The sequence below is a fragment of the Burkholderia sp. AU38729 genome (assembly GCF_020419725.1).
In the GTDB taxonomy this organism is placed as follows: Bacteria; Pseudomonadota; Gammaproteobacteria; order Burkholderiales; family Burkholderiaceae; genus Burkholderia.
The window spans coordinates 376,105-395,222 of the sequence record NZ_JAIZQO010000003.1 but is presented as its reverse complement, the minus strand read 5'-3'; the positions used below and the strand labels follow the sequence as shown (position 1 = coordinate 395,222).

Here is a 19,118-nt window from a genome sequence, read left to right as displayed (position 1 = left end):
TCGTCCTCAAATTGCCAGGAATTCGGCATAGCGTTGCGTCGACAGTTCGTGAAGCTGACGCTTGTAGTCATCCATCATGCCGATGAGTTCGCCTTCGTTCGTAGCGAGCACCTGCCCGATACAATGCGCGACGTCTTCGACATTCATCGGATTGTCGACAGCAGTGAGACGGACGTACGGATGATTTTCGAGACCATCGAGAAACAGCGGCCCGCGTACACATGGCGTGCCCACCGACATGGCTTCGAGGTCCACCATCGGATGGCAATCGATTGTCGTCACGTTCAATACGATGTCCATCGTCGCCATCAGTTCGAGCATGCTTGCGTGATCGCGATATCCCACCTTCTTCACTTTCGTGGAAAGCCACTTCGGCAATTCGAAGTCCTTCGCAACCACATAGATCGAATCTACCGAATTCACGGTCTGCGCAGCGAGCACGTTCGTTGCCAGGTTCTTCCGCAAATCATTCCATGACGGCGCGAGCGCACTGTAGCGCCCCGAGCGCGGCGGCCGCCGCCGCACTTGAATGCTGTTGACCCTGGGCGGCATGTTGACCAACTGCGGCGCGAAATTGCGCTCCCCGACGATCGGCCCAAGGCCGCGACGAATCGCGCTGAAGCGTTTGACCCTGCCTTCGCGCGCCATGCGAATCGCCATCTGCGCGTAACGCCGCTCGTCCTCCCATACCCATTGCGCCGTCGTGCCGTGCCAGACGAGGTACTGGTCGCGGAATCCGTTGTCTGCAAGCGCGCGCGTCAACGCGTACATGGAATCGGAAATGCCGTGCAGAACGATCTTTTCGATCGCGTGATCGTGCAGTCGTTGCATGATCACCTCGATTTCGTGCACGGGAATGCCCGTCGATGACGGAATCGCCAGCTTGTAACCGGGCAGCGCACCGACAGCCGAGCGGATACCCATCCAGTCGTTATGAAAGATATGGCATACGCGGTCGAATCGCGTGTCCGCGTTCGCGTACATCGTATCGCGCGACGCCTGCCATTCCAAGATCCGCACGTCCGGAAATGCGTTCGCGAAATTGCTTTGGGGGGCGTCGCTCGTCGCAACAGGCACCACATGAATCGGCGCGATTTCGCGGTGCGCGTCGGTCATGACACGATGCAGACGTTTGCGTAAGTCCTGCACTTCGCGCAGGTCGGCGCACTCCTTGCGCAATCGTTCGATCTCGATCTGCTGCCTTTCCAGCGCACGTTCCTGCCTGTCGATGAGTCGCTGCTGGTTTTCGGTCGTTTCAGCGAAGTCGTGAAGTCGACCTTCGAGCGCCGCAACATCGCTCTGCTCCAACTCACCCGCGAGTCCTTGAAGAGCGACCTTCAGTCTGGGCAGACTCATTCTCATTCGCTCACTCTCGTCGAGAGGCTGAACCCGGCCATCGGATTGCATGATCGAAACCAGGCGACCATTCGCACCAGCCGGCTCGATCTTGTAGACGCCGTGATCTTGAATCGCATCGTGAAAAACCAGCACGTTGCTGTCGGCGGCCAGATCACCGACGTAATCATGCACCCAGCAGCCGCCATGCCAATTGTTCTCGCGAAGATCAAACGGCACGAGCTGATTCTCGATCAGCAACAGATAACCTTCTGCGTCCAGCAGACGCTTCATCTCCGCGAGCAAACGTGCGGCATCCTCACGCGTGTTGTGAATCAGCACCGACACCGTGAAGACAACGTCAAACGTGGCTCCTGCAAACGCCTCCGTCACGCTTGGCGCGACGCGAACGCGGCGACCGGCATCCGTCAACGTCGCTGGCGGCTCGTCGAGCAACTGCCGGATCATCGTTTCAGAAAAATCGTAGCCATGGTAGTCGACGAACGGGTACGCCGACAGAACACGCGCCATGCGCCCGAAACCGCAACCGAAGTCGAGCACACGCACCGGTCGACCGAGTTGTTCGCTGCGATCGCGCAGGTGGTCGATCAACCAGGTCTCCTGCGCTCGGTATGCGGCGCGCCCTTGCTCCGCGCGCCAGATCTGCTGACGCTCGTAATCCGCCCCTGACTGATGCAGCCAGTAGTTCTGATTTGCCTTTTCCATTGATGACCTCACCTACCTGTCGGCGCGCGCGCCAATGATGCGCTCACGCCTTGCCCTTCTACAATGCATCATCCAGTGCGCCATCCGTTTCAACGCTACCCGCATCCAGGGCGGAAGCCGATTCAGACGAACCTGCAGTGCCAGCGCTGCCGCAACGGCCGCGCTTCCTTCGTACGCCGCGAGCTTTGCGCGCATGGCCTCGACGGACTCCCCATGCGTCGTGCCGCTCATCCCCTCGAGCACATACATCGGCAGCGTCATACTTCCGAATGTGACGCGCTTCTTGCGCAGGATGTCGTGGTAATACAGTCCGATCCGGCGCGTCGCGGCGTCGGAATGTATCATCGAGTGCGCGCGCCGACGGTAATAAAAATGAACAGCGTTCGTGACAACGAAACGGCTACGCGCCATCACTGCCCGCATGTACAGATCCCAGTCTTCGTAAGCGCTCAGCGATTCGTCATATCCAAGGGAGCGCAGCATTTCCGTGCGGCCCATCATGGTCGCCGTCGAGAAGCGGTTCTGACACAACCCGGACGATCTCGCCTCGCCCACGAACGTGATGCACTGGGTCCACACGTCCGCCGCCGGGTCCGCGTCGGGGCGATCGTCGAAATAAGCCGTTTGCGGCACAACGAAGGACACATCGTCGTTAAGCGTCAGCGCATCCACCCCGATCGACACAAACCGGCCATCAATCAGGTCATCTGCGTCAAGCGTCAGCACGAACTCGCCGCGCGCGTGTGAAAGTGCCAGATTCCGCGTAGCAGCCAGCCCCCGATTCTGTGTCGACCAGACAACCCTTATCCGCTCGTCGTTTCTCGCCTGCAGCCGAAGCAGGGCGTCCCGGCTTTCGGGATCGGTCGATGCATCGTCGACGACAATCAACTCGATATTCGGATACGCGGACTCGAGCACGCTATCGACCGTCTCCTCGACGTAGTCGCCAAGGTTATGGTGTGGAATCAGAATGCTGACAAGTGCCGCACCCGATGCCCGTTCGGCCGGGCGCGGGTGCTTCGGCAATGTCCATGGCCTCGGTCCCGTTGGAACGACAACGGAGCGCAACGCTTGCGGCGCGTCAAACACCCTGGACAACGCTTGGGCCAAGCCACTTGGCGATCCGTCGAACTTCATGCAGTTGATGCCGTCCTGCCACGGTGACGCATCCCCGAATGCCGGATTCAAGTCCGCCAGTACGCACAATGCGCCGGAAAGCGACGCTTCGTATGCCGCGAGACAGAATGACTCGAACGTCCCCGGAAACACGCATACCGACTCGCTGACGATGCGATGGCGTTCGGCCGCGTCGGCATCGGTCGCAAAGTGAAATCGATCGAGCAAATCGCCCGGGATAAGGCGGCGTACTTCTGCGAGGTAGTCCATATCCGTCGCCATCGCGATCAGACGAATCTGCCCGCAATAGCGTGGATTGAGCCGGAGAAAATCGCAGCATCCGCGCACAAAGATATCGGGACGTTTGATGCGTTGGATCTTCGACGAAAAGACGATCGGCGTATCCCACGCAACCGTGATCGACGCCTGCACTGGCGTGCCGTGATCCAGCATGACGGGCGGCGCGTCGATATGCAATCGTGGCAACCATTCCGCATCGTCGAAATCGAAGATCTGCTGCATGGCGGTCGCCGTTCCCGACACCTGCCCGATGATCAGATCGCAATCGGCCAGTGCCTTGCGTTCCAGGTCGAGCAGCGAAAGCGCGGCCCGATCGACAAAGCGCGCCTCCATCGAGTTCAGCACGCTGTCCGACGTGTGCAGGCGCACGGCGATCGTGGCCTCCTGGAAAGCAAGACCCAGTCGCTTTTCCTGCACCGTCGCGAACGCAGCCGCGCCCCAGTCCGGGAACTCGATGTAGTCGAGCGGACCCTGCTCGCGTTCGAGCCGCCTAAGCGCTTGCATTGCCCTCACGGAGACGGCGTGCAACGGATGCGTCGTGTAGAGATCCGGATGAACGTAGCGAAAACCGGTATCACCGTCGCGTTCGACATACGTTCGCGGCGTCGCGTCAACAAACAGCACGCCTGGGAAACGGGCGTTGAATCGCGCCTCGTCGAACGACTCGCCCGTGAAGACGACAGCGACCGCCGGTTTGCCCCTGCAATCGCCAGCACCGGAAAACTCTGGCAGATCGAGCAGATTAGCTATGACGCGGCCGATTCCACCATGCGTAAATGGAAACAGCTCACTTGTAACGAAGACCTTTAGCAGCGACATGTATTCCCCGCGCAAGCGATTCTCCGCGCGATTGCCGACAAGCGCGCGAAGCCCGCGCCGTCGCGCCGATTGACAGCAGAACGACCGCAAACGATCGCGCGCGACGTCGCGCCGCACACAATACGTTGCTGAAATGCAATGGCAGCGTGAGCCAGATTCACGGAATGCATGCCGCGAACTCAGACCCGCCGCACTTCCTTGACGGCTCCCGCCTCCATCTCGACGATCACATTGCAAAGATCATCGATGATGTTCCAGTTGTGCGACGCAAGCACGAGAATGTCGGCCTTGCCCACGAAATCCATCATGTGCTTCTCAGCCTTCTTCACGAAATCCGCGTCGCCGACACTCAACCACTCGTCCATCAGCAGCACGTCGGCATGTACGCTCGTTACGATCGCGAACGCCAACCGCAAAACCATACCGCTCGAGTAGGTGCGCACCGGCATGTTGAGGTAATCGCCCAGCTCCGAGAATTCCGCGATCTGGGGCGTGAGACGCTGCATCTCGGTTTTGGAAGAGCCGAGAATCAGCCCGCGCAGCACGATGTTCTCGTAGCCGGTCGCCTCGTAATCGAGGCCGAGCGTGAGATCGAGCAGGCTGGTCACGCGGCCCTGGCTTCGGAACACGCCGGCCGTCGGTTCGTAGATGCCGGCGAGCAGACGCAGCAGCGTCGTCTTGCCGGCACCGTTGTGACCGATCAATCCAACACGGTCGCCAGCGCGAATGTCGAGCGACACGCCACGCAACGCTTCGACCACGGTCAACTTGTGGCTGTCCGAGGCGATCCGCCCGCCGGTCACGGACGACAGCATCATTTGCTTCAGCGAGCGGTTGCTTGCGCCATACACCGGCAAGTTGAGGCTGCAGTTGTCGAGATTAAGAAATGCCATGACTCAGATCCAGAACGCGATACGGGAACGAAAACGGGTGAACAACGGAATCGCCAGCGCGAACAGGATCACCGTCGTGATGCCGGCGCCGGCGTAAACCGACGCGTCCGGCATCGTCCCGTACAGCGGCCCGCGCACGAGTTCGAGAAACATGTAGAGCGGGTTGTAGTGCGCAACGTATGCGCGATGGCCAAGCGCGCTGGGCTTCCAGAAAATCGGCGTCAGAAAGAACGCGAGCTGGACGATGCTGCCGACGATGGGCTGCATGTCGCGGAACCGCGCACAGAAAATGCCAAGCAGGATCGATAGCGGCACGGCGGCGATCACGATAATCAGCAGGCCGGGAATGACCATCAACCACTGCAGCGTCGGCACGATCTTCGCGTACAGCATCACCGGCACGAACGCGAGAATGTTGTGCGCGAAGAACAGCACGTTCCGGTAGACCGAGCGGAATATATGCAACGAGAGGGGAAGCCGTACCGAACGCACGATGCTGTCCGAGCCGATGAACGCATTGCACGCGTCGAGGATCAGCGTCGAGAGCAGCCCCCACGTGATGATGCCGAGCGCGAGATAGGGAACGAACTCTTCCGTCTTGATATTGAGCAACGCACCGTAGAGCGGCCCCATGCCAGCGATCGTGACGACCATCGTCAGTGTGATCCAGAACGGCCCCAGCACCGAACGCCGATAGCGCTGGCGAATATCCTGCCACGCGAGTGTCGTCCAGATCGGGTACGCCTTGATCCCGTCCATCACGTCCCGCATCGCAAGCGTCGCTCTGCTTTCGCCGCCTCGTACTGCAGATAACTGTTGCATGTTTCGTGTGACCCTTTAATCTCAAAAAATAACAATCCACCTACGCTGGCGTGCGTGTACCCGTCGCATCACCGGCATCTCCGTCCTCCACCGCACGCCACGAAAGCAGACTGCGTCGCAGGTTGCCACCCCATGTCGTGGCGGCGCCCATGCCCGCCTGGTTTCGAGGCCGTATTGTAATGGCCCCACCCTCGAAGTTCCATCCTCCGCCACTCAATGGGCCGCATACAACCATGAATTCATTGAATTTTTTCTCGTTTCACGCCACCGCCTCGCCTCCACCACTCGTGCCGCCCAGCGGGGTGTCGGCGCATGCCTCCGCTATAATCGATCGCTTCACACAGTGACCGCATGTCTGCACGGTCGCGGTCCGTACTACCCGTCGAATTCTCACGATCATGCAAATTCCCAGCGATTCGCCCAACACCGACCGAGAGACGGCATCCCCAGACCCGGTCACCATGGGAAGCCAGCATGCCGATGCGCGCATCGCCGCGCTCGAAGCGAGCGTCGCCGATCTGCAGCAAAAGCTCGCCGCCGCGGAAACGCGCGCGCAATCGAGCGCGAACAACCAATCCATCATCGACCAGCTCTCGGCTGATCTTGCCGCCGTTCACACGTCGGCATCATGGCGCATCACCGCGCCGTTGCGCGCCGGCGTCAATGCGACGCGTCGCGCCGGACACTCGGCCCGCTCCGTGGCTGCCCATCTGCGCGCGCGCGGCGGACTCCTCACCGCACTGCGTCATTACTACGCGATCTGGCGCAAAGAAGGCGTGCAGGGCATCCGCCGTCGCGCCAACCGGATTCTCGCGCGCGATACGTTCGAGGACAGCCCCGAAGCGTACGCCAGCTGGATCGCGCAATACGACACCATCGACGAAGGCAAACGCGTCGCGCTGCGGACAGCCGTCGCGAAATTGGCGCACCGTCCGCTGATCTCGATCGTCGTGCCCACCTACAACAGCGACATCGCACTGCTGCACGAGATGATCGAGTCGGTGCGCGCCCAGATCTATCCGAACTGGGAACTCTGCATCGCCGATGATGCGTCCACGATCGAAGCGGTACGCACCACGCTTGCCGATTACGCCGCGCGCGACGCCCGTATCAAGGTCGTGCTGCGCGATCAGAACGGCCATATCGCCGAAGCCAGCAACAGCGCGCTCGCCTGCGCGTCCGGAGAATACGTCGCGCTGCTCGATCACGACGACACCCTTCCGGAACACGCGCTCTACATGGTCGTCAAGGCGATCAACGAACATCCCCGCGCTCGCCTCTTCTACAGTGACGAAGACAAGCTGACACCGGAAGGCCAACGGATTGCCCCGTACTTCAAGAGCGACTGGAACCCGGAGCTGTTTCTCACACAAAACCTGTTCTCTCATCTCGGCGTCTACGAAACGGCGCTCGTTCGCGAGGTCGGCGGTTTCCGAAAAGGCTTCGAAGGAAGCCAGGATCACGACCTTGCCATGCGCTGCATCGAAAAGGCCGGCCACGATGCGGTTCACCACATACCTCACATCCTCTACCACTGGCGCATCGTTCCCGGCAGCACAGCGGCCTCCGGCGCGGAAAAGCCATACGCGCTGACCGCCGGCATTCGCGCCGTCGAAGCACACTTGCAACGCATCGGAGTCGAGGCAACCGTCTCGCAAGCCGCGAGCGACATCGGCCTCATTCGCGTGCGCTACGCAATGCCGGCACCGGCGCCGCTCGTCTCGATCGTGATTCCCACGCGCGACGGGGTCGAATTGCTTCGGCAATGCGTCGAGAGCATCTTCGATCGCAGCACATACCCCGACTTCGAGATCGTCATCGTCGACAACGGCAGCGTGAAGCCGGAAACGCTCGCATACTTCGATTCGCTGCGCGTGCGCCCGAACGTCCGCGTGCTGCGCGACAACCGTCCATTCAACTTCTCGGCGCTCAACAACGTCGCAGTCAGCCAATCGCGCGGCGAATACGTCTGCCTGCTCAACAACGATATCGAAGTCATCACGCCCGACTGGCTCGAGGAGATGGTGTCCCTCGCCGCGCAGCCCGGCAACGGCGCGATCGGCGCTTGCCTCTGGTATCCGAACGACACGCTCCAGCACGGCGGCGTGATGCTAGGTGTAGGCGGCGTGGCGGGCCACATCCACGCCCGGCTGCCACGCGGCGCATTCGGTTACTTCGGGAGGGCCGTCTCCACGCAGAATCTGTCCGCCGTCACTGCCGCCTGCCTGCTGATTCGCCGGTCGATCTACGATGAAGTGCAGGGACTCGACGAGGAGCTCGCTGTCGCCTTCAACGACGTCGACTTCTGCATTCGGGTGCGCAATGCCGGCTATCGCAATGTCTGGACACCCCATGCCGAGCTGTACCATCACGAATCCGCGACGCGTGGCTCCGATCTGTCGCCGGAAAAGGCACAACGCTTCCTGCGAGAAATACGCTTCATGGAACAACGCTGGGGTGCGGCACTGTTCAACGATCCCGCCTACAACCCCAATCTCACGCTCGATGCGTCGAAGCATGCCTACGCACTCGCCGATGAGCCGCGCATTGGCCAATTCGATTGACGCGCGTCTGCGTCGTTCGGCATTCTCACAATTCGTTACAGCATCCCCATCCGGCCGGCCAGCCCGTGCCGGATGCCACGCAGCGCCATCGTCAGGTGCGCACGCGCATCCGGTGCATACAACGCGTAAATGGCCAGCCGCACGGGAAGCTTGACCAGCTCCGTCGACTTCCACGTCCACGGGACATACCTACGCTTCAGCAATGCCACGGCGTTGCGAAACAGATAGTAGTGACGCACCGGGCTGTGCATCGGATAACTGCGGCCGAACGCACGAATCGGCTCTTCGCCCAGCTCGTGCTGCATTCTCAGCCACGGTATGCCGACTACGCGGTAACCGCGTGAGCGCGCGCGGATGCACCACTCGGTGTCGACGAAATCGATGAACAGGGAATCGTCCATGCGTCCTACGTCGGACCAGCATCCGAGATTCACGCACGAACCCGACGTGATAAGGAAGTCCACGTCGATCGGCACGTCGCCCTGCGGCGCGATTCGCTTCAGGCGGAAATAGCCGAATCGCACGAACGGCGCCACACCCCGAAGTCGCGCATCTTCATAGGCCGGGCCAACCACCGCAACTGCTTCGCGTCGCGCAACACATTCACTCATCACGCGCACCAGCTCGCGCACCAGCGCTTCGGTTGGCTCGCTGTCCTGATCAAACAGCAGCGCGTACTTGCAGCCCTCCGCAATCAGGCGCTCCAGCCCCTGATTGAGCGCAGTCGCAATGCCGACATTGCGCACATTCGCCACATAGTCGATGCGCGCATCGAGCGCACGCTCGACCTCCGGCGAATGCGCGTCCGCCGGCGTGTTATCGACGACAACGCAGCGACACAGGTTCGCGATCCGATTGGCACGCTCGATACAGGCGCGATCCGGGTTGTAGAAAACGACGACTGCGCCGACTTCGTCGCGGCCGATACCGCTCAACATGCGCCACCGAGACAGAGGTCGAGCGCATCACGCCAGTCAGGAGGCGTGATGCCGAACACCTCGGTCAGCTTCGACGTATCCAATCGTGAATTCGCAGGACGCTTCGCCGGCAACGGATACTCGGCTGCCGGGATGGGCACGACACGCGGCGCCGATGCTAGATCCGCGCGTTGGAAAATCGCTTCAGCGAATCCAGCCCACGATGTGCTGCCGGTCGCTGCCAGGTGGTACACGCCGCTTCGCGGCGCCGCCCATTCGTGCACGTCGCCCGATGCGCCGCACCCCTGCGCCAGTATGTGCGCGGTCAAGGTCGCAACGGTTGCCGACCAGGTCGGCGCGCCGACCTGGTCGGCAACCACGCGCAGCTCGGGTCGCTGCTCGGCAAGACGCAGCATTGTCAGTAGAAAATTTTTACCTCGCCGCCCATACACCCAGCTCGTGCGAAAAATGAAGTGCGCACAATCCGCAGCCGCAATCGCCCGCTCTCCTTCAAGCTTGGTCGCGCCATAGACGCTCTGCGGCCCGGTCGCATCGCTCTCGACATACGGCCCTGCCTTGCTGCCGTCGAACACGTAGTCGGTCGAGTAATGGACGAACACCGCCCCCAGCCGCTTTGCCTCTTCGGCAAGGACGGCCGGCGCTTCGGCATTGATCTGCCGTGCCGTTACGGTGTCCGTTTCCGCTTGGTCGACCGCAGTATACGCGGCCGGGTTGACGATGATCGATGGGCGCGCTTCGCGCACGAGCGTCCGGATCGCATCGGGACGTCGTAGATCGAGTGCACCACGATCGATCGCGATCACGCGCCCGAGCCCCTGCAATGTGCGCAGCAGTTCGAAACCGACCTGACCGTTGACTCCCGTGACGAGAATCGTGCGATTACCGTTTGCGGCAACCATCATTCGCCCCTCTGTAACGGGTCACGCATATACGTCGGCATCGGCAAGACGCTTGCCTGCCGCGTCTTTGGCGGCCAGCACCGGCTCGTCGTCGATCGGCCATACGATTCCGATATCCGGATCGTTCCAGACGATGCTGCGTTCATGCTCGGGAAACCAGTAGTCGGTCGTCTTGTAGAGAAATTGCGCCGACTCGGACAGCACGACGAAGCCATGCGCGAATCCGGGCGGGACCCATAGCTGCCGGTAGTTGTCGGCAGACAGATTCACGCCGGCCCATCGGCCGAAATTCGGCGAACTGCGGCGCAAGTCAACCACAACATCGAACACGTCGCCCTCAACCACACGGACAAGCTTGCCCTGCGCATGCTGAATCTGATAATGCAGACCGCGCAGCACACCCTTCGCCGATCGCGAATGATTGTCCTGCACGAATTCGACGCCGGGCGCGACAAGTTCAGCAAACTCACGCGCATTGAAACTCTCGTAGAAGTATCCGCGTGCGTCGCCGAACACTTTCGGCTCGATGATTTTGACTTCCGGCAATGCCGTTGCCGTTACCTGGATGGCCATGCGACTTGGTCAGAAAGAATGTTCTGGAGATACCGCCCGTAGCTATTTTTCGATAGCGGTGCGGCGAGCTTGCACAGTTGATCGGCGTCGATCCACTTCCTGCGGAAGGCAATTTCTTCCGGGCAAGCGACGACGAGCCCCTGGCGCTTTTGCAGCGTCGCGATGAACAGCGCCGCATCGATCAATGAGTCGTGCGTGCCGGTGTCGAGCCACGCATAGCCGCGCCCCATGATCTCGACATCGAGTGCCCCGTCTGCCAGATAGCGCGAGTTCACGTCGGTAATCTCGAGCTCACCGCGATCGGACGGCTTGATGTCGGCGGCGATATCGCACACACGGTTGTCGTAGAAATACAGGCCCGTCACCGCATAGTTCGAGCGCGGTTTGGTCGGTTTTTCTTCGATCGACAGCGCACGAAAGTTTTGATCGAATTCCACCACGCCGTAGCGCTCGGGATCGTGCACGTGATACGCGAATACCGTCGCCCCGGCCGCTTTCTCGTTCGCCCGGTCGAGCTGTTTCACGAGATCGTGCCCGTAGAAGATGTTGTCGCCGAGGATCAAGGCCGACGGATCGTTGCCGACGAACTCCTTGCCGATGATGAAGGCCTGCGCGAGACCGTCCGGCGACGGCTGCACCGCGTACTGGATGTTCATCCCCCACTGGCTGCCGTCGCCGAGCATCGATTCGAAGCGCGGCGTGTCCTGCGGTGTCGAGATGATCAGGACATCGCGGATGCCTGCGACCATCAGCGTCGACAGCGGGTAGTAGATCATCGGCTTGTCGTACACCGGCAGGAGCTGCTTCGATACGACGTGCGTGATCGGATACAGCCGCGTGCCGGACCCGCCGGCGAGAATGATGCCTTTACGTGCCATCGCTTCTCTCCTCAAGCGCGTTTCGCGTAATTCGTCTCGACCCACTTGCGGTATTCACCCGATGCGACCTCATCGGCCCACACCTGATTGTCGAGATACCAGTCGACCGTCTTCGCCAGACCAGTCTCGAACGTCTCCGCAGGCTTCCAGCCGAGCTCGCGCTCAAGCTTGCGCGCATCGATCGCATAACGGCGATCGTGCCCGGGGCGATCCGTCACATAGGTGATTTGGTCGCGATACGAACCGGCTGCCTTCGGGCGAGCCTTGTCGAGCAGATCGCACAGCGTGTGCACGACCTCAAGGTTCTTCTTCTCGTTCCAGCCGCCGACGTTGTACGTCTCGCCGGGCACGCCACGCGCGAGCACTTCGCGAATCGCACTGCAATGATCGCCAACGTACAGCCAGTCGCGAACGTTCTGACCATCGCCATACACCGGCAACGGCTTGCCCGCGAGCGCATTCGCGATCATCAGCGGAATCAGCTTCTCGGGGAACTGGTACGGGCCGTAGTTGTTCGAACAGTTCGTCGTCAGCACCGGCAGACCGTACGTATGATGGTACGCGCGCACCAGATGGTCGGAACCCGCCTTCGTCGCCGAATACGGGCTGTTCGGTGCGTACGGCGTCGTCTCGGAGAATTGCGGATCGGTTGCGGACAGCGAACCGAACACCTCGTCGGTCGATACGTGCAGGAAGCGGAACGCGGCCTTGTCGGCATCGCTCAGGCCGTTCCAGTATTGACGGGTTGCTTCGAGCAGCGTGAACGTGCCGACGACGTTGGTCTGCACGAAATCCGCAGGTCCATGGATCGAGCGATCGACGTGGCTTTCCGCTGCGAAGTGCAGCACGGCGCGGGGCTTGTGCTCGGCAAGCAATGCGTCGAGCGCTTCACGATCGCAGATGTCGACGCGCGCAAACACGTGCTTCGAGTTCCCGTCCAGCGACTGCAGTGTGCGCAGGTTCCCTGCGTACGTCAGCTTGTCGACGTTGAGCACGGCTTCGTCGGATGCGCGCAGCCAATCGAGTACAAAATTTGCGCCGATAAAACCCGCGCCGCCCGTAACCAGGATCATGAGGCTCCCTCTAGTAATGCAATGCGCGGCGAACGCTCTCGGGGCGCTCGCCGCATCAGATTCACAAGTGCTCGTAACCGGTAACTTGTGACCGCTACGTCAGACCGCGAATTTTAACCGGTCGACATGGCCTCCAAAGTCATGAAATGCTAATTTTGTTGGGGAGAACCATAATTATAGGAAGCCGCAACACGCAAATGCCATGCCGCTAACAACTTGATACAGCGCTCGCAAGCTTCCCGGCAATGAAATTTCATACCATTTCACGGGCTTTTTCTCAAAAAAATTGCGCAAAATAATGCCAACCAGACCAATCCTACCGCGAAGCCGAAACACGTAACCCACGTCGCCCCATGACCCATACCCCCATCGCCATCGGCGACATCCAAGGCTGTCATTCTGCTTTCCAGTCCCTACTCGACAAACTTTCAGCCCCCGCCGACACCCCGCTGTGGATCGCCGGCGACGTCGTCAACCGCGGCCCGGACTCCCTCGCCTCGCTGCGCGCACTCGTCGACCTCGGCCCGCGCGCGACCGTCGTACTCGGCAATCACGACCTGCACCTGCTCGCGGTCTCCGCCGGCCTGCGAACCGAACGCCCGGGCGACACCATCGGCGAGATCCTCGACGCGCCCGATGCCGATGCGCTGCTCGACTGGGTCCGCCACCGACCGTTCGTGCATGCGGAGAACGGGATGCTGCTCGTCCATGCGGGCGTGCTGCCGCAGTGGGATGCGACGCTCGTGCTGGAGCTCGCCGACGAACTCCAGCGCGCGCTGCGCGCGCCCGACTGGCGCGACACGCTGCAGAAGCTGTACGGCAACGAGCCGAATCAATGGAGCCCGGATCTGAAGAAACGCGACCGGATGCGCGTCGCGTTCAATGCGTTCACGCGCGTGCGCTTCTGCACGCCCGACGGTGCGATGGAATTCAAGGCGAATGGCGGCCCCGACAGCGCGCCGCCCGGCTACCTGCCGTGGTTCGACGTACCGGGGCGCCGCACCGAGGACGTGACGATCGTGTTCGGCCACTGGGCCGCGCTCGGCCTGATGGTGCGCGAGAACGTCGTCGCGCTCGATTCGGGGTGTGTGTGGGGTAACCAGCTGTCGGCCGTGCGGCTGACGGCCGACCCGGCGCAGCGCACGGTCACGCAGGTGCAGTGCGAAGCATGCCGCGCGCCGGGCGGCGAGTGATTAAAGGCTGAGTCGCGTCGCCGGGAAGCGCGTCAACCCTCACGCCCCGGCACCGGTGCGTCGGTCGCCTCATGCCCTGCCGCGCCGGCGCCAACCTCGGTCGCCGGATACGCATGTTTGGCCAGTTCCGCGAGCGACTCGGCCGTCGGTTTGCCAACCTTCGCCTGCAACTTCACGAGCGCAGCCCCGATCGCATCACGCGCCGCCGCGGACGTCGCCCGCCGGTCGCCACCCGGCGCGATCGGCTCGCACACGTACAGGTGCGCGACGAGCGGGCCGCCGCGCAACACCATGTCGAGCGACGTGCCCAACGCCAGTTCGCCCGTATAGGCCGGCGCAACCGACTGCCGCCCCTGCGCATCCTCGTACATCAGGCAGATCGGTTGCACCGCGCAGCCGGCCGACACCGCGGCCTGGAACAGGTTCGCGTGGAACGGCAGCAGTTCCTGCCCGTCGGTCGTCGTCCCTTCCGGGAACACGCACATCAGCCCGCCGTTGCGCAGGCGCTCGGCCATCTCGTGCATGACGCGCATCGCCTCGGTGCGCTTCTCGCGCTGCAGGAACACGGTGTCGAGCTTCTCGGCGAGCCAGCCGACCACCGGCCACTGCCGCACCTCGGCCTTCGACACGAACGGCGTCGGCCGCCACGCGTTGACCGTGTAGATGTCGAGCCACGACACGTGATTGCCGACCACGAGCGCGCTCGCGTCGAGCCGTGCGCTGTCGTTGTGGACGACGAGACGCATCCCGCAAATCCGCAGCAGCTTGAGCGACCAGCGGCGTATCAGCTCGGCGCGGCGCGCGGGCGTGACGTGCGAAAAACGCAGCGCGACGATCGCCATGCCGCGCAACAGGTGAAAGACGAGACGCAGCTTGCGAATGGCAATCATGGCGATAGTCCGGCGTGGTTCAGTGGCGCTCGAACGCGACCTGCCCGGCCACGAGCGTCGCGCGCACGGTGGCCGGCAGTTCGTAGCCGAGGAACGGCGAGTTGTGGCCCTGGCTCTTCAGCGCCCGCGGCTCGACGCGCCAGTGCGCGCGCGGGTCGAACACGCACAGGTCGGCCGCGCCGCCTTCGGTGAGGCGGCCGGCCGGCAGCTTCAGCACATCAGCCGGTGCGGACGTGATGCGGCGCAGCGCCTGCGCAAGCGGCGTACGCGTCTCGTCGGCCCACTTCAGCGTCAGCGACAGCAGCAGCTCGAGCCCCGTCGCGCCCGGCGTCGCTTCGCCGAACGGCAGCAGCTTCTCGTCGTCGTCGACCGGCGTATGGTCGGAACAGATCGCATCGATCGTACCGTCGGCGAGCGCCACGCGAATCGCTTCGCGATCGCGCTCGCTGCGCAGCGGCGGATCGAGCCGGAACTGCGAATCGAAGTAGCCGATGTCGACGTCGATCAGATGCAGGTGATTCACGCCGACGTCGCAGGTCACGGGCAGCCCCTCGGCCTTCGCTTCGCGCACGAGCGCGAGGCCGGCCGCCGACGACAGCCGCGCGAGGTGCACGCGTGCGCCCGTCACGCGCATCAGTTCGAAAATCGTGTGCAGCGCGATCGTCTCGGCCGCGACCGGCACGCCGGACAGCCCGAGCCGCGACGCCAGCGCGCCGCTCGCGGCGACACCGCCGCGGCCGATGAAGGCGTCCTGCGGGCGCAGCCACGTGGTGTAGTCGTAGGTACTCGCGTACTGCAGCGCACGCAGCAGCACCTGCGTGTCGCGCACCGGCACGTTGGCGTGCGTAAACCCGACGCAGCCGGACTCGGTCAGCGCGACCATCTCGGTGATCACCTCGCCCTTGAGGCCGACCGTCAGCGCGCCGAGCGGATGCACGTTCGCCTGGTGCAGGTTGCGCGCGCGGAACTTGAGCATCTCGACGAGGCCCGGCTCGTCCAGCACGGGGTCGGTATCCGGCGGGCACACGAGGGTCGTGACACCGCCCGCGACGGCCGCGGCCATCTCGGACGCGAGCGTTGCCTTGTGCTCGTAGCCGGGCTCGCGCAGCCGCGCGCACAGGTCGACGAGGCCGGGCGCGACGATCATGCCCGCGGCGTCGATCGTATTGTCCGCGTTGAAACCGGCCGGCGCCGCCGTGCCGAGCGCGGCGATCTTGCCGTCCGCGACGAATACGTCGGCCTGCTGTTCGGTGCCGGCGACCGGATCGATCAACGTGCCGCCTTTGATATGAATCTTCATGCGCTGTCAGTGAATGCGTTGATTGCGTGAATAAGGATGCGCGAAAGCGGGCTCAGTCGCTGTTGCCGGCGACGATGCCCATCACCGCCATCCGCACGGCGATGCCGAACGTGACCTGGTTGAGGATCACCGACTGCGGGCCATCGGCGACCTGCGAATCGATCTCGACGCCGCGGTTCATCGGGCCCGGGTGCATCACGATCGCGTCGGGCGCGGCGAGCGCGAGACGCTCGGGCGTCAGGCCCCAGGTCTTGAAGTATTCCTGCGCGGACGGCAGCAGCGCGCCGCTCATCCGCTCGTTCTGCAGGCGCAGCATGATGATCACGTCGACGCCCTTCAGCCCTTCGTCGAGGTTGTGGAACACCTTCACGCCCATCTGCTCGAGCCCGCCCGGCAGCAGCGTGCGCGGGCCGATCGCGCGCACTTCCGGCACGCCGAGCGTGGTGAGCGCGTGGATGTCGGAGCGCGCGACGCGCGAATGCAGGATGTCGCCGACGATCGCCACGCGCAGCTTCGTGAAGTCGCGCTTGTAGTGACGGATCGTGTACATGTCGAGCAGGCCCTGCGTCGGGTGCGCATGGCGGCCGTCGCCGGCGTTGATCACGTGCACGTGCGGTGCGCAGTGCTCGGCGATCAGGTACGGCGCGCCGCTCGACGCATGGCGCACGACGAACAGGTCGGCATGCATCGCCGACAGGTTGTTGATCGTGTCGAGCAGCGATTCGCCCTTGCTCGTCGACGACGCATTGATGTTCAGGTTCAGCACGTCGGCCGACAGGCGCGTCGCGGCGATCTCGAAGGTCGTGCGGGTGCGCGTCGAATTCTCGAAGAACAGGTTGAACACGGACTTGCCGCGCAGCAGCGGTACCTTCTTCACTTCACGGTCCGTCACACTGACGAACTGCTCGGCGGTATCGAGGATGTGGTTGACGATCGAGCGCGGCAGGCCCTCGATCGACAGCAGATGCTTCAGCTCGCCGTTTTTCGTGAGCTGCGGGTTGCCCTTCAGGAAGCCGTAGCGGAACCGGTCGGGGCTCGCGGCCGCGGCGGGATTGCCGGTGCGGCCAGTGGTGTCGGTGGTCATGGTGTGCGTGATTCCAACTATGCAAACGGGCCGCGGTGCAAACCAGCGGCCCGGGATACGGTTCGCGTGTCGTTCAGGCGCCGTGTGCCTCGACGCGCAGCGTGAACTGCGCATCGTCGCGTGCGAGCACGAGCGTCGCGCCGGCCGGCACGTCGAGCGCGCCGCCCGCGAAGCGCGCGGCGACCGGCAGCTCGCGGCCGCCGCGATCGGCAAGCACCGCGAGCTCGACCGCGGCCGGACGGCCGTAGTCGAACAGCTCGTTGAGTGCCGCGCGCACGGTGCGCCCGGTAAACAGCACGTCGTCGACGAGCACGATGCGCGCGCCGTCGATCTCGAACGGCAGCGACGTCGGGCTGGCCTGGCTGTGCAGCCCCTTCTTCGCGTAATCGTCGCGGTGCAGCGCGACGTTCACGACGCCGAACGCCGGCGCGCCGAGATCGCGCGCGAGGCGCTCCGCAAGCCATGCGCCGCCGCTGTGAATGCCGGCGAGCCGCGGGCCACCCGGTTCGGCGAAAGCCGTGCCGTACGCGGCGCGGATCTGGTCGAGCAGGACGCGGTAAAGCGCCTCGGCGTCAATGGTGCTCATGGTCGGACAATTGATCGAGATACTGTTGAAGGATGACGCGCGCGGCCTCGGCATCGAGCATCTCGGCCCGTGCGCGGCCGCGCACGTTGCGCTCGCGCAGCCCGGCCTCGGCCTCGACCGACGAATAGCGCTCGTCGACCCACGTGACGGGCAGCCCGAAGCGGCCGTTCAGCTGGTTGCCGAAGCGCTTCGCCTGCTGCGTCATGTCGTGCGGCGTGCCGTCCGGATGCATCGGCAGGCCGACGACGAGCGCGTCCGGCCGCCATTCGGCCAGCAGGTCGCCGACCGCCTTGAAGCGGTGTTCGCGATTCAGGTTCTGGATCACGACGAGCGCACGGGCCGAGCGCGTCAGCGCATTGCCGACCGCGACGCCGATACGTTTTTCGCCGTAGTCGAACGCGAGGAGCGTCGCATCGCGCGCGCTCGCGCCACTCATGCGTGCCCTGCTTCGCCGGACAGCATCGACGAGCTGACGCCGAGCAGGCCGAGTGCGGCTTCGAAGCGCTCTTCGGCCGGCGTGTCGAACACGATGCGCGGATCGGCGGCGACCGTCAGCCAGCCGTTGCGGGAAATTTCTTCCTCGAGCTGCCCTGCTCCCCAGCCCGCATGGCCGAGCGTCAGCAGGAAGCGTTTCGGGCCGGTGCCCGTCGCGACCGCCTCGAGCACGTCCTTCGACGTGGTCATCTCCAGCCCGCCCTCGACGGACATCGACGAGTTGTAGCTCGCGCCCTCCACCGGCTCGTGCAGCACGAAACCGCGCTCGGTCTGGACCGGGCCGCCGAAGTACACCGGGATGTGCAGCAGCGGCTCGATGTCGAGCTTCAGGTCGATGCGGTTGAACAGCGATTCGAGGTCGATGTCGGTAGGACGATTGATGACGAGGCCGAGCGCACCGCGCTCGCTGTGATCGCAAAGATAGACCACCGTTCCCGAGAACGTCGGATCGGCCATGTTCGGCATGGCGATCAGGAACTGGTTGGTGAGATTGATGCGATCGGAAGGCTTTGACATGGTTTGAATTTTAGCAAAGACGCCGCAGCCTGACCGGGCCGCGATCAACAAGCAACGCCGCACCGCGCTGGCAACGGCGCGCACGGATCACACGGCACTCTAACACGCGCGCGGGCGC

At 63.2% G+C, this 19,118-nt stretch carries 17 protein-coding genes; 2 read left to right on the top strand and 15 right to left on the bottom strand.

Translation table 11 applies throughout. The features are described 5' to 3' along the window. Nucleotides 1–6: 6 nt before the first annotated feature. The 4 genes from LGM56_RS10670 to LGM56_RS10655 form a co-directional block, all read right to left on the bottom strand. Nucleotides 7–2,061: a class I SAM-dependent methyltransferase gene (locus tag LGM56_RS10670; RefSeq protein ID WP_089494221.1), complete on the bottom strand. Its 2,055-nt coding sequence runs from the start codon at nucleotides 2,059–2,061 to the stop codon at nucleotides 7–9. 12 nt (nucleotides 2,062–2,073) lie between these two features. Then, on the bottom strand, nucleotides 2,074–4,296 hold the full coding sequence (locus LGM56_RS10665) for a glycosyltransferase (protein WP_226204513.1): 2,223 nt from the start codon (nucleotides 4,294–4,296) through the stop codon (nucleotides 2,074–2,076). A gap of 179 nt (nucleotides 4,297–4,475) precedes the next feature. Continuing rightward, on the bottom strand, nucleotides 4,476–5,189 hold the full coding sequence (locus LGM56_RS10660) for an ABC transporter ATP-binding protein (protein ID WP_089494220.1): 714 nt from the start codon (nucleotides 5,187–5,189) through the stop codon (nucleotides 4,476–4,478). Between the two features lie 3 nt (nucleotides 5,190–5,192). After that, nucleotides 5,193–5,948, bottom strand: a complete 756-nt coding sequence (locus tag LGM56_RS10655; protein ID WP_226204511.1) for an ABC transporter permease — start codon at nucleotides 5,946–5,948, stop codon at nucleotides 5,193–5,195. A 461-nt stretch (nucleotides 5,949–6,409) separates the two neighbouring features. On the opposite strand from LGM56_RS10655, the gene LGM56_RS10650 reads away from it, so the two are divergent. After that, the gene (locus LGM56_RS10650; RefSeq protein WP_226204509.1) at nucleotides 6,410–8,575 is read left to right on the top strand and encodes a glycosyltransferase family 2 protein; all 2,166 of its coding nucleotides are present in this window, start codon (nucleotides 6,410–6,412) and stop codon (nucleotides 8,573–8,575) included. 35 nt (nucleotides 8,576–8,610) lie between these two features. On the opposite strand, the gene LGM56_RS10645 is transcribed toward LGM56_RS10650, so the two are convergent. From LGM56_RS10645 to rfbB, 5 genes are read right to left on the bottom strand one after another with little or no spacing between them, the layout of a single operon-like run. Further along, complete coding sequence (locus tag LGM56_RS10645; protein ID WP_089494217.1) at nucleotides 8,611–9,513, bottom strand: glycosyltransferase family 2 protein; 903 nt, start codon at nucleotides 9,511–9,513, stop codon at nucleotides 8,611–8,613. Then, entirely contained in the window at nucleotides 9,507–10,412 is a 906-nt protein-coding gene (gene rfbD, locus LGM56_RS10640; RefSeq protein ID WP_089495245.1) for a dTDP-4-dehydrorhamnose reductase, read from the bottom strand. The genes LGM56_RS10645 and rfbD overlap by 7 nt, the downstream gene beginning before the upstream one ends. 21 nt (nucleotides 10,413–10,433) lie before the next feature. Further along, nucleotides 10,434–10,985 (bottom strand): dTDP-4-dehydrorhamnose 3,5-epimerase, encoded by a 552-nt coding sequence (rfbC, locus tag LGM56_RS10635; protein ID WP_089494216.1) that lies wholly within the window; start codon nucleotides 10,983–10,985, stop codon nucleotides 10,434–10,436. Then, the gene (gene rfbA / locus LGM56_RS10630; protein WP_089494215.1) at nucleotides 10,970–11,863 is read right to left on the bottom strand and encodes a glucose-1-phosphate thymidylyltransferase RfbA; all 894 of its coding nucleotides are present in this window, start codon (nucleotides 11,861–11,863) and stop codon (nucleotides 10,970–10,972) included. The genes rfbC and rfbA overlap by 16 nt, the downstream gene beginning before the upstream one ends. An 11-nt stretch (nucleotides 11,864–11,874) precedes the next feature. Beyond that, complete coding sequence (rfbB, locus tag LGM56_RS10625) at nucleotides 11,875–12,936, bottom strand: dTDP-glucose 4,6-dehydratase (RefSeq protein WP_089494214.1); 1,062 nt, start codon at nucleotides 12,934–12,936, stop codon at nucleotides 11,875–11,877. Between the two features lie 353 nt (nucleotides 12,937–13,289). On the opposite strand from rfbB, the gene LGM56_RS10620 reads away from it, so the two are divergent. Continuing rightward, nucleotides 13,290–14,129, top strand: a complete 840-nt coding sequence (locus tag LGM56_RS10620) for a symmetrical bis(5'-nucleosyl)-tetraphosphatase (protein WP_089494213.1) — start codon at nucleotides 13,290–13,292, stop codon at nucleotides 14,127–14,129. Nucleotides 14,130–14,161: 32 nt separating this feature from the next. On the opposite strand, the gene LGM56_RS10615 is transcribed toward LGM56_RS10620, so the two are convergent. The 6 genes from LGM56_RS10615 to LGM56_RS10590 form a co-directional block, all read right to left on the bottom strand. After that, nucleotides 14,162–15,019: a lysophospholipid acyltransferase family protein gene (locus LGM56_RS10615; protein WP_226204507.1), complete on the bottom strand. Its 858-nt coding sequence runs from the start codon at nucleotides 15,017–15,019 to the stop codon at nucleotides 14,162–14,164. A gap of 19 nt (nucleotides 15,020–15,038) precedes the next feature. Further along, the gene (locus tag LGM56_RS10610) at nucleotides 15,039–16,319 is read right to left on the bottom strand and encodes a dihydroorotase (RefSeq protein ID WP_226204505.1); all 1,281 of its coding nucleotides are present in this window, start codon (nucleotides 16,317–16,319) and stop codon (nucleotides 15,039–15,041) included. Between the two features lie 52 nt (nucleotides 16,320–16,371). After that, nucleotides 16,372–17,403 (bottom strand): aspartate carbamoyltransferase catalytic subunit, encoded by a 1,032-nt coding sequence (locus LGM56_RS10605; protein WP_006476735.1) that lies wholly within the window; start codon nucleotides 17,401–17,403, stop codon nucleotides 16,372–16,374. Nucleotides 17,404–17,476: 73 nt separating this feature from the next. Continuing rightward, on the bottom strand, nucleotides 17,477–17,989 hold the full coding sequence (pyrR, locus tag LGM56_RS10600) for a bifunctional pyr operon transcriptional regulator/uracil phosphoribosyltransferase PyrR (RefSeq protein WP_039361132.1): 513 nt from the start codon (nucleotides 17,987–17,989) through the stop codon (nucleotides 17,477–17,479). After that, nucleotides 17,976–18,425, bottom strand: a complete 450-nt coding sequence (ruvX, locus tag LGM56_RS10595) for a Holliday junction resolvase RuvX (protein ID WP_011351144.1) — start codon at nucleotides 18,423–18,425, stop codon at nucleotides 17,976–17,978. Before ruvX ends, pyrR begins: the two co-directional genes overlap by 14 nt. After that, nucleotides 18,422–19,000: a YqgE/AlgH family protein gene (locus tag LGM56_RS10590; RefSeq protein WP_011351143.1), complete on the bottom strand. Its 579-nt coding sequence runs from the start codon at nucleotides 18,998–19,000 to the stop codon at nucleotides 18,422–18,424. The genes ruvX and LGM56_RS10590 overlap by 4 nt, the downstream gene beginning before the upstream one ends. Between the last annotated feature and the right edge of the window lie 118 nt (nucleotides 19,001–19,118).